At 70.0% G+C, this 13,192-nt stretch carries 10 protein-coding genes and 2 pseudogenes; 8 read left to right on the top strand and 4 right to left on the bottom strand.

The window, feature by feature from the left end:
* Positions 1 to 26: 26 nt before the first annotated feature.
* Positions 27 to 674, bottom strand: a complete 648-nt coding sequence (locus ACFYMM_RS17195) for a class I SAM-dependent methyltransferase (RefSeq protein ID WP_388387139.1) — start codon at positions 672 to 674, stop codon at positions 27 to 29.
* A 372-nt stretch (positions 675 to 1,046) separates the two neighbouring features.
* On the opposite strand from ACFYMM_RS17195, the pseudogene ACFYMM_RS17190 reads away from it, so the two are divergent.
* Positions 1,047 to 2,111 (top strand): annotated as a pseudogene (locus tag ACFYMM_RS17190) (arabinofuranosidase catalytic domain-containing protein); the annotation flags it as partial.
* A gap of 498 nt (positions 2,112 to 2,609) precedes the next feature.
* Here the strand turns inward: ACFYMM_RS17190 and ACFYMM_RS17185 are convergent.
* Positions 2,610 to 2,852, bottom strand: coding sequence for a DUF5302 domain-containing protein (locus ACFYMM_RS17185; RefSeq protein ID WP_388387137.1), 243 nt, complete (start codon positions 2,850 to 2,852; stop codon positions 2,610 to 2,612).
* Positions 2,853 to 3,091: 239 nt separating this feature from the next.
* Positions 3,092 to 5,023, bottom strand: a complete 1,932-nt coding sequence (locus ACFYMM_RS17180; protein WP_388387135.1) for a glycoside hydrolase family 97 catalytic domain-containing protein — start codon at positions 5,021 to 5,023, stop codon at positions 3,092 to 3,094.
* 315 nt (positions 5,024 to 5,338) lie between these two features.
* On the opposite strand from ACFYMM_RS17180, the gene ACFYMM_RS17175 reads away from it, so the two are divergent.
* The 3 genes from ACFYMM_RS17175 (at position 5,339) to ACFYMM_RS17165 (ending at position 8,529) form a co-directional block, all read left to right on the top strand.
* The gene (locus tag ACFYMM_RS17175; protein WP_388387133.1) at positions 5,339 to 6,832 is read left to right on the top strand and encodes an RICIN domain-containing protein; all 1,494 of its coding nucleotides are present in this window, start codon (positions 5,339 to 5,341) and stop codon (positions 6,830 to 6,832) included.
* 159 nt (positions 6,833 to 6,991) lie between these two features.
* Positions 6,992 to 7,432 (top strand): GntR family transcriptional regulator, encoded by a 441-nt coding sequence (locus ACFYMM_RS17170; protein ID WP_388387132.1) that lies wholly within the window; start codon positions 6,992 to 6,994, stop codon positions 7,430 to 7,432.
* Entirely contained in the window at positions 7,429 to 8,529 is a 1,101-nt protein-coding gene (locus ACFYMM_RS17165) for a DUF1648 domain-containing protein (RefSeq protein ID WP_388387130.1), read from the top strand. The genes ACFYMM_RS17170 and ACFYMM_RS17165 overlap by 4 nt, the downstream gene beginning before the upstream one ends.
* Here ACFYMM_RS17165 and ACFYMM_RS17160 read toward each other — a convergent pair.
* Positions 8,519 to 8,815 (bottom strand): annotated as a pseudogene (locus ACFYMM_RS17160) (sigma factor-like helix-turn-helix DNA-binding protein); the annotation flags it as partial. The gene ACFYMM_RS17165 and the pseudogene ACFYMM_RS17160 overlap by 11 nt on opposite strands.
* 296 nt (positions 8,816 to 9,111) lie before the next feature.
* Between ACFYMM_RS17160 and ACFYMM_RS17155 the strand changes: the two are divergent.
* The 4 genes from ACFYMM_RS17155 to ACFYMM_RS17140 all read left to right on the top strand — a co-directional run bounded on the left by ACFYMM_RS17155 (position 9,112) and on the right by ACFYMM_RS17140 (position 13,189).
* Complete coding sequence (locus ACFYMM_RS17155; RefSeq protein ID WP_388387128.1) at positions 9,112 to 9,711, top strand: acyltransferase; 600 nt, start codon at positions 9,112 to 9,114, stop codon at positions 9,709 to 9,711.
* Positions 9,712 to 9,993: 282 nt separating this feature from the next.
* On the top strand, positions 9,994 to 11,163 hold the full coding sequence (locus ACFYMM_RS17150; protein ID WP_388387126.1) for a hypothetical protein: 1,170 nt from the start codon (positions 9,994 to 9,996) through the stop codon (positions 11,161 to 11,163).
* Positions 11,160 to 11,930, top strand: coding sequence for a WecB/TagA/CpsF family glycosyltransferase (locus ACFYMM_RS17145; protein WP_388387124.1), 771 nt, complete (start codon positions 11,160 to 11,162; stop codon positions 11,928 to 11,930). Before ACFYMM_RS17150 ends, ACFYMM_RS17145 begins: the two co-directional genes overlap by 4 nt.
* Positions 11,930 to 13,189: a nucleotide sugar dehydrogenase gene (locus tag ACFYMM_RS17140; RefSeq protein ID WP_388387122.1), complete on the top strand. Its 1,260-nt coding sequence runs from the start codon at positions 11,930 to 11,932 to the stop codon at positions 13,187 to 13,189. The genes ACFYMM_RS17145 and ACFYMM_RS17140 overlap by 1 nt, the downstream gene beginning before the upstream one ends.
* Positions 13,190 to 13,192 lie beyond the last annotated feature (3 nt).

Below are 13,192 nucleotides of genomic sequence, written 5' to 3'. Positions count from 1 at the left end.
CCGAGTGATGACAGGCGCGACAGTCCTCAGGCTCTGCGGGCGAGCAGTTGAACCTCCTGGAACTGCCGTCGGTCGGTGGGCTGGGGCTCGCGCACCAACCGGGCCACCTCCGCCAGCCCGGACCCGCGCAGCATCGCGGCGAGGTGATCAGGCCACCACCGATAGGCCGGGGCGACGGTGTGGTCGAAGACCTGCGTCGGGTGGGACGGATCATCGCTTGCCGAAAAGGCCACCAGAAGGTGGCCGCCGGGTGCCAGCACGCGGTGGAACTCCGAGAAGACGACCGGCACTTCTGGCGGCGGAGTGTGGATGATGGACCACCGCGCGAGTACGCCGCCCAGCACGCCGCCGGCGATGTCCAACGCGGCCATCGAGCCCACCTCGAACCGCAGGCCCGGATAGGCCTGCCGAGCCAGTTCGATCATCGCGGGAGAGACGTCGACGCCGAACGCCGTCAGTCCCGACTCGTTCAGGTAGGCGGTGACATGGCCAGGCCCACACCCCAGGTCCGCGACCTGGCCGTCCCCACTCGCCCCGACCGCCTCGGCGAAAACACCCAGGATCGCGCGGTCCAGGGGTCGGTCACGCAGCCCGTCGCGGAAGAGCTCCGCATAGGCGGGGGCAGCGGCGTCGTAGGCCTCACGGGTGGCGGTGAGGGCATCGTGTTCGACCATGCCCGCGAGAGTAGCCCGGCCCCGAGGCGATCCGCGGCGGGTCCATGGAGATCACGGACCGAGCCCGGGGCCGGGTTTCGGCGAATCATGTGACAGGCATTGACGATTGCGACGGGACTCCTATGATCCTGAGTGTCCGAAACCCCGGGTGATGTTCGAGATATCGGACAGATGGACGGCAAAGAAGAGCGCGAAGGCACCTCCCACTGCATCCGCACGGCCCGTATCGGTAGAGCCCCTTCCCGTCTGGAGTTCGCCATGCTTCCAGCGCTGTCATGTTCATGCAAATGCAGCCCGAGCCGGTTCTCCACGCGGTTCTGAGACCTCCGCCGCGGGCCGGACAAGACCCCCCATCAGCAAAGGAGTTCAGACATGCCCCTGCGACGACGGCCACGGATCATGCGGAACGCGCTGCTCGCCACCGGAGCGGCCGCGGCGCTCAGCGTCGGCCTGCTCGGCGGGACAGCGCCTGCCGCGCCCGCCGCCACCTCGCTGCCCTGCGACCTCTACGCCGCGGGCGGCACCCCCTGTGTGGCCGCGCACAGCACCACCCGTGCGCTGTACGCCTCCTACAACGGCCCCTTGTACCAAGTGCGTCGAGCCTCCGACAACGCCACCCGGGACATCGGCGTCCTCAGCGCCGGCGGGGTCGCCAACGCCGCCGCGCAGGACTCGTTCTGCGCCCGCACCACGTGCCTCATCACCGTCGTCTACGACCAGTCCGGCCGGGGCAACCGGCTCACCCAGGCGCCCCCCGGTGGATTCTCCGGGCCGGCCGCCGGCGGCTACGACAACCTCGCGAACGCCACCGCCGCGCCAACCACGGTCGGCGGTCACAAGGCCTACGGCGTCTACGTCGCCCCCGGCACCGGGTACCGCGACAACAACACCAACGGTGTCGCCAAGGGTGACCAGCCGGAGGGCATGTACGCGGTCCTCGACGGCACGCACTACAACGGCGGCTGCTGCTTCGACTACGGCAACGCCGAGACCAACAGCCGTGACAACGGCAACGGCACGATGGAGGCCATCTACTTCGGCAACATCAGGGTCTGGGGCTACGGCAGCGGCAACGGCCCCTGGATCATGGCCGACCTGGAGAACGGCCTGTTCTCCGGCGTCAACCAGCACTACAACGCCGGCGACCCGTCGATCAGCCACCGCTATCTGACCTCGGTCGTCAAGGGCGGCCCCAACCGCTGGGCGATCCGTGGCGGCAACGCCCAGTCCGGTGGCCTGTCCACCTTCTACAACGGCGTCCGTCCCAACGTCGGGGGCTACAACCCGATGAAGAAGGAGGGAGCCATCATCCTCGGCATCGGCGGCGACAACAGCCACGGCGCGGCCGGCACGTTCTACGAGGGTGTCATGACGTCCGGTTATCCGTCGGACAGCACCGAGAACGCGGTACAGGCCAACATCGCGGCGGCCGGCTACGGGAGGTAGTACCGGGCCGGTTCGACAACTCCCCTGCGATCGCGGCTCGTTCACACGCGAGCCGCGACCCGCCGGGTCGGCGCCTCCGAAGAGGGGCGGGAAGCCGGGCTCCAGCGGCCACCGCCCCGCTGACCCCGCCCGCAGACGAGAGGTCCGGCTCCGGCAACCACATCGCCGTGGTGTACCGCGGGGTCCCACCCGCCGGGGCCGCATCCCCCCGCTGTACGTCGGCGGTCGTGACGCCGCCTCCTGGTCACGCTGGTCGTCCTCACGGCCGACCCGACCGTGTACGGAGACGTCCGCACCCTCCTCGGCTCCGACGCCACCGCTCCGGACGACAGGGCGGTGATCCGCTGTGCCGCCCGCCTGAGGCCGGCATCCCCCGCGAATCCGCCGTACGTCGCCGGGCGTCTCGTCATGCGGCAGGACCCGACCCGGCTCTCCGGCATGGCTGCCGGGCCGTGTCCTGCCGAGTGCCGCCCAGGTGGCGCTCGGGACTCAGCCGCCGCTCTTGCGTCGGAACGAGCGCTGGCTCGCGGCCGGGCCGTGGGTGCCACGGACCTTTGACGCGTCCGTGTTCGCGGCGAGGTCGGCGGCGTCCGCCTGCATACCGCGCTTGCGTGCCAGGGCCTCCCGGAACTTGCGCTTGAGGTCGTACTGGCCGTCGTCGTCGGGCGCGAGGGCAGGGCTTTCGGCGTCAGACGGCTCCGAGCCCTCTGGGGAGGGAGATTCTGCGGCCATGGTGACCTCCTGGGTTCCGGCAGTGGAGCAGTGGAGAGCACAGCTTGTCATGCCGGGCGCCGGTGGGCGGTCCCTATTTCGCCGGGGGCCTGGATGAGTTCGGCGCATGCCCGTTCGGCGCATGCCCGTTCGGCTCAGCAGGCCGCCATCCGGGGCCGCTCTCCGACAGAGTCCTCAGCAACGTCGCACGCCGGCCGTACGCGTGACGCACATCCGGCGAGCGGACGGCCGGCGGGCATTCAGCTCGGTTTCAGGACGACCGCCTGGCCGCCCGCGGGTGCCATCGCGACGCTCAGCGTGGTCGTCGAGGTCACGGTCCGGGTGCTCACGGCGACGGGGGTCTGGTACGGGCTGGTGCCCGGCGTGCCGTCGGCGTAGATCGTCGCCGTGTAGGTGCCGCCGCCGAGGAAGGACAGTGGGACCGACAGGGTCCGGGCCGTCTCGTTGGTCATCGCGCCCAGGTACCAGGTGGTGCCGCTGCGCCGGGCGACGGCGACGTACTCGCCGATCGACCCGGCGACGGTCCGGCTCTGGTCCCAGACGTTGGGGATGGCGTCGAACCAGGGCAGGCCGGGCCAGTTGGAGGGGGTGGAGTACTTCGACGGGGCGTCGTACCAGTACAGGAACTCCAGTGGCTGGTAGTACACGGCGGCCATCGCCATCTGGTGGGCGTTGGTCGTCTGATCGCGCGACTGCCCATAGCAGATGGTGTAGTCCATCGGCCCGCCGATGTTGCGGGTGAACGGCAGGGTGACGTTGTGGGTGGCGGTCGGGAAGTGCTCGTTGCCCCGGACCCCCTCCATGCTGATCCAGTGGGGAAGGGTCCGCTCGTAGCCGAACGGCCGTACGTCGTCGTGCGTGTCGAGCAGCAGCTTGTACTTGGCCGCCGTCCCGGCCCAGGCGATGATCTGGTTCGTCATCGCCTGGGTGCCGTCGTTGATGAAGCCCAGCTTGACGCCCGCGACGCCCCAGGTCCGGTACAGGGCGAACAGGCTGTCCGAACTGCTCAGGGCCAGGGGGTTGACGTAGAGGAAGACGCCGATTCCCTTGCCGCTGGCGTAGGAGATGACCTTGGGCAGGTCGATGGCGGGGATCGGCTGCGTGGCGTCGGTCGAGGTGTGCTCCGGGCCGTACCACCCGGAGTCGTACTCGATGTACTGAAGGCCGCGGGCGACGGCGAAGTCGACGCCCGCCAGCCCGTCCGCGGTGGTCAGATTGCACCGGAAGACCTTGCCCGGCTTGATCCACGACGTGTCGGCGAGGGCGCCGGCCGGGGCCAGGTTGAGTACCAGTTCGGCGTTGTCGACGAGTTCGGCGTGGGTGGAGCCGATCACCACCGCGCGCCATGGCGTGGCGAACGGCGTCGTGACGGTGGACGTCGTCTGGACGGTTCCGGAGCCGCGGGCCGTGTGCTGCATGAGGTAGGCGGCCAGCGTGTCGGACTGTCCGGGAACGGAACTGAGCATCATGCGCGGGTAGTTGACCCTGGCCGACTCACAGACGCAGGCGATCAGCCCGCCGGAGTAGGTCGCGGTGAGGGGGAGGTCGGTCAGGGGGCCGGTGTCCGTGGAGGAGGTTCCGGTGGACGGTACGGAGCCGGGTGCGACCGGGTTGTAGGGGTCCTCGTCCCGCGCGCTGTAGACGAGGGTGCCGTCGGGGAAGACGAACGTCGTCAGTTCGCCGGCGATGGAGGCGGTGCCCTGATCCAGCAGGACGTAGCGGAACGCGACTCCGGAGGCGTAGGCGCGGATCTGCACACCGAAGTTGATGGAGGTGGCGTTGTCCCGGAGGTTCCAGCGCATCTCCTGGTAGCGGTCGGTGACGGTCGCGTTGCGTCCGTACACCGGGTTCCAGGTGGTGTCGACGTGCCAGTGCTGGTAGTTCGTGAGCACGGCGTCGGTGCCGAGGGTGGTTCCGTCACTCAGCCGCAGGCCCATCGCGGAACTGGCCACGACCGTGGCGCCGTTGCGCCGGGCCGACCACCTCAGTGCCCCGCCCGTCAGCGACACGGTGATGGCGGTGCTGCCGTCGAGTGACGTCGCGGTGACCGAGGCGTCGGCGGCTTCGGCCTGCTGCGTGCTGCCCAGGCCCAGCGCCGCGGTCGCGGCGGCGACGGCGGCACCCCTGAGCACTCCCCGGCGGGAAGGTTCCTGACGTCCTGCAACGTTCATGGGCGGCCCATCTCACTCGATCTGGATTCCAACAAACCCAACCAGCAAGTAACAGACTCTGACTTCCGCGAGATTTCTACGCCCCCTCGACGGAAAGGTCAACCAGCCGCGAACGCCCACCACATCCCCGAAATCTCGGACAGTCAGGGCGAGATGCAGTCCGGCGCACCCGGTTCGAGGCCGGTTACGGCCACTGTCGAGCCGGTCAAGATTAAACAAACTCGAACGCGATCCTTGACGCCGTGAAGCTGCCGCGACTCTCATGGGCCCCGCCGGCACCAAGGAACCGCAAAGCCTCGAAGGAGAGGGACGATCATGTTCGAGGGACTGCCCCGGCCGTTCGCCGGATCATGGCGACGCAGAACGGCCGCGTTCCTGACCCTGCTGGGAGGCCTCGCGGCGCTCCTGCTGCCGGTCAGCGAGGCACACGCGGCCTCGGTGTCGTTCACGACGGGCGCGACACGCACCGACCAGAACGGGAACGCGCTCCAACTGCACGGACTCGGCATCGTCAAGGTGGGAAGCACCTGGTACGGGTTCGGGGAGGACAAGACCGGCGAGACGTCGTCGGACACGTCGTTCCAGGACATCCCCTGCTACACCTCGACCGACCTTTCCACCTGGACCCACCAGGGCGTCGCGCTGGCCAAGCAGAGCAGCGGCGACCTGGGCCCGAGCCGCATCGTGGAACGGCCCAAGGTCATATACAACGCGTCGACCAGCACGTACGTGATGTACATGCACATCGACAGCATGAACTACTCCGAGGCCAAGGTCGGTGTGGCGACCAGCAGCACCCCGTGCGGCCCCTACACCTACCGGGGCAGTTTCCGGCCGCTGGGCAACGTGAGCCGTGACATCGGCCTGTTCCAGGACGGCGACGGCACCGCCTATCTGCTGAGCGAGGACCGCAATAACGGTCTGCGCATCGACAAGCTGTCCGCCGACTACCTGTCCGTGGACAGCGCGGTGGCGGTGCTCGGCAGCGGCGGCAGCAGTGGCAGCGTCGAGGCGCCCGCCATGGTGAAGGCCGGCGGCACCTACTACGTCTTCGGTTCGCACCTGACCGGATGGGGCCTGAACGACAACATCTACGCCACCGCCACGTCCCTGGGCGGGCCCTGGTCGTCGTTCCGCGACTTCGCCGCGCCCGGAACCCACACCTACGGCAGCCAGACGGCGAACGTCATCACCGTCCAGGGCTCCTCCGGCACCACCTACATCTACGCCGGCGACCGGTGGAACACCGCCGACCTGGGCTCCTCGAAGCTGATCTGGCTGCCGATGACCATCAGGGGAACGACGGTCAACGTCGGCCAGTACCCCACCTGGTCCCTCGACCCGGCCGCCGGCACCTGGACGCCCGACAGCGGGCTGCCCTCGGCGGGGGTCCACACCCTGGCCAACGGCAACAGCTCCATGCCGATGGACGTGGCGAGCGGTTCCACCGCCACCGGCGCCAAGATCATCCAGTGGCCGTCCAACGGCGGCGCGAACCAGCAGTGGGCCCTGACCAAGGTGGCGGACAACGTCTACACGCTGAAAAGCGTGAAGAGCGGACTGTGCCTGGACGTACCGAACCAGTCGACCACGAGCGGCGTGCAGTTGCAGCAGTGGACCTGCAACGGCGGGACCAACCAGCAGTGGTTCCTCGACCTGGTCGGCAGCTACACCGGCAGCACCTACATGCTCGCCGGCGTGGGCGGCGACCTGGACATCGGCGTCTCGGGCAGCTCCACCACCAGCGGGGCCGCCGTGGACCAGGAGACCGGCACCGGCGCGACCGGACAGCAGTGGAACTTCTCCTGACAGGTGATCCCTCCTGACGGGTGCGCCCCCGAGCCGGTGATCGCTCGGGGGCGCACTTCGCCGTCGCCGCCCTTGCCACGTTCTTGACGCTCTTCCCCTCGCGCCCCCACCGCGCTCTGTTCTATAAAAGCTATAACAGAGCGACAGAGGGAGCGGAAATTGATCCTCAGTCTCGACATGGACAGCGAGGTACCGATCTACCAGCAGATCCGGGACCGCGTCGTCGAGGCCATCGCTTCCGGTCAGCTCGTCGAAGGCAGCCCGCTCGCCTCGACACGGCAGCTCGCCGTCGATCTCGGCATCAACTTCCACACCGTGAACAAGGCGTACGACCTGCTGCGCCGGGAAGGGCTGCTGCGGGTCAACCGCAAGAGCGGCGCCCTGGTGCAGCGCGACGCCCGCAGCGGTCCGCCCGAACCGGGCTTCACCGCCGAGTGGGAGACCCGGCTGCGGACCCTGCTCGCCGAAGCGGTCGTCCACGGGACCGGTGACCCGGCGGTACTGGACAGCTGCCGTTCCGTCCTCGACTCGTTCGCATCGGCCGCGCCCCCTTCACGGCGAGCGGACCCCGGTACCGAGCAAGGAGACGCAGCGTCATGAACATCGCGGATCTGCTGGACGACGTGGTCATACCCGCCGTGCTCGCGGCAGTGGCGTGGCTGATGCCATCGCTGACCGGGCCGACCCTGGCCTTCGGGGTGCGCATCCCCGCCCCGAGGGCGGACGCCCCGGTGATCGCCGAGCAACGCGGGCGGTACCGCAGACGGGTCGCCGCGTCCGGTGCGGTACTGATCGTGATCGGCACCCTGTGCTCCGTGGTCCGCTTCGGCGCGACCGGCGTCGTGCCCCTGCTGACCGTCGCCGCCTGTCTGACGGCCTACGGCCGGGCACGGGCGGCGATCACAGCGGCCAAGCGGCGCGAGGGCTGGTACAGCGGGCTGCGCCAGGGCGTGGTGACCGACACGGCGCTGCGTACCGACCCGGAGCGTTTCCCCTGGTTGTGGGCCGTGCCCGCAGGGCTCGTCTGCGTCGGTACGACGGTGGTCGGCGTCCTGCGCTACCCCTCGCTGCCCGACCGCGTTCCCACGCACTTCAACGCCTCCGGCACCGCTGACCACTTCGCCGCCAGATCGGTCGGCACCGCCTTCTTCCCCGTGTTCGCACAAGTCGGGCTGACCGTGCTGATTCTGGCCCTGACCTGGCTGTCCCTCCGGGCCCGGCCGGAACTCGACCCGGCACGGCCAGCCGACTCCGCCCGCAGGTACCGCCGCTTCTCGGTGCGTATGGCCGTCTCCCTTCTCCTGCTGGCGGCCTTCGCCGACCTGACGCTGCTCGCCGGGGCCTGGGCGATGTGGCACGCGGACCGGCGGGTCTCCCCGGTTCTCGTCCTGCTGCCCGTCCTCGCCGGACTGGTCGTGGTCGTCGCCATCGCCGTCCGGACCGGACAGGGCGGCAGCCGGCTGCCCGCGCAGGACGGCGAGGAGACGGAGGAGAGCACCGGCATGGTGCGGCGCGACGACGACCGGTACTGGCGCCTGCTCGGCTCGGTCTACGTCAACCGGGCCGACCCCGCGTTGCTCGTCCAGAAGCGGTTCGGCGTCGGCTGGACCGTCAACTTCGGCAACCCGTGGGGCGTCGTGCTGCTGCTCGGCCTCGTCCTGACCCCCACGCTCGTCGTGCCGCTCCTCACCCGCTGACCGCGCGCTCCGACGGCGCACCGGGGTTCCCGGCTTCGGCCTCGGCCTCGGCCTCCGCGAGGAGCGTCACGAGGGTCGCCCTGGCCCGCGCCACCCGCGAGCGGATCGTACCGACGGGACAACCGCCGGCCTCGGCGGCCTCCTCGTAGGGCAGCCCGGCCAGTTGGGTGAGGACGAAGGCCTGACGGCGCTCGGGCGGCAACGCGTCCAGCAGGTCGAGCAGGGCGACGCCGTCGTCGAAACCGGGCGGGCCCCTCGGTTGGGCACGTTCGGCCGAGGCGATCCACCAGGGCACGGTGGAACCCGACATCAGCACATGACCGAGGGCGGCGAGCAGCACGCAGACGGCGGCGAACACCGCGGCCCGCGTCGTGCGCGCACACCACCCGGCAGTCATGACGGCCTCATCCTCGCATCCGGGTGCCGCTCGTCACGGGTGAGTACGCACCGCACCCGGCCCGCCACTCATCCTCGGTGTGCCGGAATCCTCCCGTCGGCGAGCCCGGCGTCAGTAGGGTGATGCGCTGAACACGCCTTCGCCGTCCGGTGCTTCAGGTGCCTGTAGAAGAAAGGTTCAGCCCGGTGAACTTCAAGGTGCAGCCGACCGCGCAGGTCGACGAGCGGGCCACGATCGGGGACGGTACGACGGTCTGGGACCTGGCCCAGATACGTGAGGACGCCCGGCTGGGCGGCGGCTGCATCGTGGGCCGGGGAGCGTATGTCGGCCCGGGGGTGCGGATCGGCGACAACGTCAAGCTCCAGAACCACGCGCTGGTCTATGAACCCGCGGTGCTCGGTGACGGGGTGTTCGTCGGGCCGGCGGCGGTCCTCACCAACGACCACTTCCCGCGCTCCGTTGACCCTCGGGGCAGGCTGAAGCGCGGGGGCGACTGGGAGGCCGTGGCCGTGGTGGTGGGCGAGGGGGCGTCGCTGGGGGCCCGTTCGGTGTGCGTGGCGCCGGTGCGCGTCGGCCGGTGGGCGCTGGTCGCGGCGGGTGCCGTGGTCACCCGTGACGTACCGGACTTCGCGCTGGTGGCCGGTGTGCCGGCGCGCCGGATCGGCTGGGTGGGCCGGGCCGGCGTACGACTGACCGAACGCGGCGGCGAGCCCGGCGCGTGGGAGTGCCCCGAGACGGGGGCGCTGTACGACGAGAAGGACGGCGAACTCGTCGAGCGGGCATGACAGTTGTTTCCAGCTGATTCCCTCAAAAGGCAAATCCTCGACCATCTGCAGGCATAACATGTGCGCGAACTGTGCAGTCCACGCACAATGAGCGCACAAGCCAAGTGCCCAGGGGGGGTTACGGGGTGGTGGCGACACCTGTGCCCGCGGCCAGGAGCGACGACCGCTCCGCCGGCTGACGGCTGACGTCTGCCTTGTCTTATGCCGCCCGGCCATCGGTGCCGAGGCGCTGTCGAGTCTGCGCACAAACAGGACCCACAGGGGGGTTGGTGTGCCCAAACGATGACCACCACACGTCTGGCGGCGCTCGGTCATGAGGACCCGTCGCTGCTCGCACTCGCCCAACGACTGCTCGGCTTGGCGGAGTCGGGGTTGCCGTCGATGCTGCTCCCCGGCGGCGAGGCCTTCGCCTTCACCATGACGGGACATCAGGAGGGCGACGGCTCCTGGACCTTGGAGCGGCGGGGGATCAGCACCCGGTACGCGGCCATCACCGTGCTGGGGGCCCGTCACCTCCCCGAGGACCGCCAGTACGCGGTGCTCGGCGGGCGTACGGCCCAGGAGTTCGCCGGTCTGCTGGTCGAGTCGCTGCCCGCGGTGACCAATCTCGGTGACGCGGCGCTCATCGCCTGGGCCGCCGCCGACACCGAACACCCCAAGCTGTCCGACGCCCTCGCCCGCGTCGACGCCCTGGACGTGGAGGGCCTGCCGCAGTACACGGTCGAGGCGGCCTGGGTGCTGTCCGCCCTCGCGGCGGCCCGCGACACGGTCGACGTGGAGAGACGTTTCAGCATGGCTCGTGACCGCCTGCTGAGAGCTCGGATCGGGAACAGTCCGCTGTTCCCGCACGCCACCGGGCCCGGCCTGGTCCCCTGGTACCGGGCGCATGTCAGCTGCTTCGCCGACCAGACGTATCCGCTGCAGGCCCTGGCCCGCGCGCACGCCAGCGGCGACGGGCGCGGCGATCCGGAGGCGCTGGCCGCCTCCGAGGCGTGCGCGGAGCGCATCTGTGAGCTGCAGGGCGACGGCGGGCAGTGGTGGTGGCACTACGACGCGCGCACCGGCGGTGTTGTGGAGGGCTACCCGGTCTACAGCGTCCACCAGCACGCGATGGCGCCGACCGCCCTGTTGGACCTCACCGACGCCGGTGGCTCCGACTTCGGCGCGGCGGTCCGCAAGGGTCTGCGCTGGATGACGGACGTACCCGAACTGACCGGTGGGGGGCACCGGGAGCCGATGATCCTCGACGAGCTGGGCGCCACCTGGCGCAAGGTCTTCCGGGGCGACCCGAAGAAGGCCGTACGCGCCGCGAGGGGCCTGTCCACCAGAATCGCTCCCGGACTGCGGCTGAAATCCCTGGACCGGGTGTACCGCCCGCTGTCCGTGGACCGCGAATGCCGGCCGTACGAGTTCGGCTGGATGCTCCATGCCTGGCAGGGGGGCCGGATATGAGCGGACGGCGGACGCTGTTCGGGGTCGAGCTGGACCCGCTCACCATGGACGAGACCGTGGAGCGCTGCCTGGACGCGGTGCGGGACGGCGGGCAGCTGGAGATCGGCGTGGTCAACGCCGCGAAACTGGTGAACATGCGGCGCGATCCCCGGCTCGCCGAGGCCGTCTCCGGCTGCGATCTGGTCCTGGCGGACGGACAGGCCGTGGTGTGGGCCGGCCGGGTGCTGCGCGCCCCGCTGCCGGAGCGGGTGGCCGGGATCGACCTTTTCCTGCGGCTGCTGGCCGAGGCGGAGGCGTCGGGCATCTCCGTGTACTTCCTGGGCGCCCGGCAGGAGGTGCTGGAGCGGATGCTGCTCCGGGTGGCCGACCGCTTCCCCGGCCTGAAGGTGGCCGGCAGTCGCAACGGCTACTTCGAGGACCGCGAGCAGGAGGCGGTCGCGGACGGCATCGCCCGCAGCGGCGCCCGGTTGCTCTTCCTCGGCATGACCTCGCCGAAGAAGGAGATCTTCACCGCCGCGCACGGCCCCCGCACCGGCGCCCGGGTCGTGCACGGCGTCGGCGGCTCGTTCGACATCCTGGCCGGGGTCACCAAGCGGGCCCCCGAGTCGTGGCAGCGCTGGGGCCTGGAGTGGCTCTACCGCGCGCTGCAGGAACCTCGCCGCCTGGGCCGCCGCTACCTCACCACCAACGTCTCCTTCCTCCTCATGACGGCGCGGGAGCTGATCCGGCTCACCCCGTCGACCGCCCCCGCGAACAGGAGTCACTGATGCGCGTCGTCGTGGTTGGACAGGGATACGTCGGCCTGCCGCTGGCCATCCGGGCCGCCGAGGTCGGACACGAGGTGATCGGCTACGACGTCGACACCCGGCGGATCAAGAGCCTCGCCGCCGGTGAGTCCTTCGTCGAGGACGTCTCCTCGGAGCGGATCCGCTCGGCACTGGACGACGGCACCTACCGCCCGAGCGAGTCGGCCCGCGACTGCGGCGGTTTCGACGTCGCCGTGGTGACCGTCCCGACCCCGCTGCACGAGGGCACCCCCGACCTGCGGTACATCAAGGAGTCGGCGGTCACCCTCGCCCGCTATCTGCGCCCCGGTGCGACGGTCGTCCTGGAGTCGACGACCTATCCCGGCACCACCCAGGAGCTGTTCGCCCCGATCCTGGAGGAGGGCTCGGGGCTCACCGCGGGCGCCGACTTCCAGCTCGGCTACAGCCCGGAACGGATCGATCCCGGCAACACCGTGTGGGGCTTCAAGGAGACCCCGAAGGTCGTCTCCGGCGTCAACGAGGCCTCCCTCAGGGCCGTCCAGGACTTCTACGGGCAGCTCGTCGACACCACCGTGCCGGTGGGCTCCCCCAAGGAGGCCGAACTCGCCAAGCTGCTGGAGAACACCTTCCGGCACGTGAACATCGCGCTGGTCAACGAGATCGCGATGTTCGCCCACCACCTGGACATCGACGTCTGGCAGGCCATCGACGCGGCCTCCACCAAGCCCTTCGGCTACATGAAGTTCACGCCCGGACCGGGCGTCGGCGGCCACTGCCTGCCGATCGACCCCTCCTACCTGTCCTGGCGGGTGCAACGCGAACTCGGCCAGAGCTTCCGGTCGGTGGAGCTGGCCAACGACATCAACAACCACATGCCCGAGTACGTGACCCGCCGTATCAGCGACCTCTTCAACACCAGACGCCGGTCCGTGAACGGCTCGCGGATCCTGCTGCTCGGTCTGGCCTACAAGAAGAACACCGGCGACGCCCGGGAGTCGCCCGCGCTGCGCATCTCCCAGCTGCTGCTCGACATGGGGGCCCAGGTCAGGGCGGCCGACCCGCACGTCGTCGAGAGCCTGCCGATGGACACCCGACTGGTACGGGTCGAGCCGACCCGCGAGGAGCTGGCGGACGCCGACGTGGTGGTCCTGCTCACCGACCACGACACCTTCGACTACGAACTCGTCGCCGCCCACGCCCCCTTCGTCCTGGACTGCCGCCGGCGACTGCCGTCGGGGCCCACGATCGAGGTGCTCTGAACC

Source organism: Streptomyces sp. NPDC006739 (assembly GCF_042869815.1).
Lineage (GTDB): Bacteria > Actinomycetota > Actinomycetes > Streptomycetales > Streptomycetaceae > Streptomyces.
This window is presented reverse-complemented; position numbering and strand designations above follow the sequence as displayed.

What these genes read in the sequence shown, in the direction of transcription:
- ACFYMM_RS17195 (WP_388387139.1), bottom strand. Translation starts at nt 674, where the DNA reads ATGGTCGAACACGATGCCCTCACCGCCACCCGTGAGGCCTACGACGCC.
- ACFYMM_RS17185 (WP_388387137.1), bottom strand. Translation starts at nt 2,852, where the DNA reads ATGGCCGCAGAATCTCCCTCCCCAGAGGGCTCGGAGCCGTCTGACGCC.
- ACFYMM_RS17180 (WP_388387135.1), bottom strand. Translation starts at nt 5,023, where the DNA reads ATGAACGTTGCAGGACGTCAGGAACCTTCCCGCCGGGGAGTGCTCAGG.
- ACFYMM_RS17175 (WP_388387133.1), top strand. Translation starts at nt 5,339, where the DNA reads ATGTTCGAGGGACTGCCCCGGCCGTTCGCCGGATCATGGCGACGCAGA.
- ACFYMM_RS17165 (WP_388387130.1), top strand. Translation starts at nt 7,429, where the DNA reads ATGAACATCGCGGATCTGCTGGACGACGTGGTCATACCCGCCGTGCTC.
- ACFYMM_RS17150 (WP_388387126.1), top strand. Translation starts at nt 9,994, where the DNA reads ATGACCACCACACGTCTGGCGGCGCTCGGTCATGAGGACCCGTCGCTG.
- ACFYMM_RS17145 (WP_388387124.1), top strand. Translation starts at nt 11,160, where the DNA reads ATGAGCGGACGGCGGACGCTGTTCGGGGTCGAGCTGGACCCGCTCACC.
- ACFYMM_RS17140 (WP_388387122.1), top strand. Translation starts at nt 11,930, where the DNA reads ATGCGCGTCGTCGTGGTTGGACAGGGATACGTCGGCCTGCCGCTGGCC.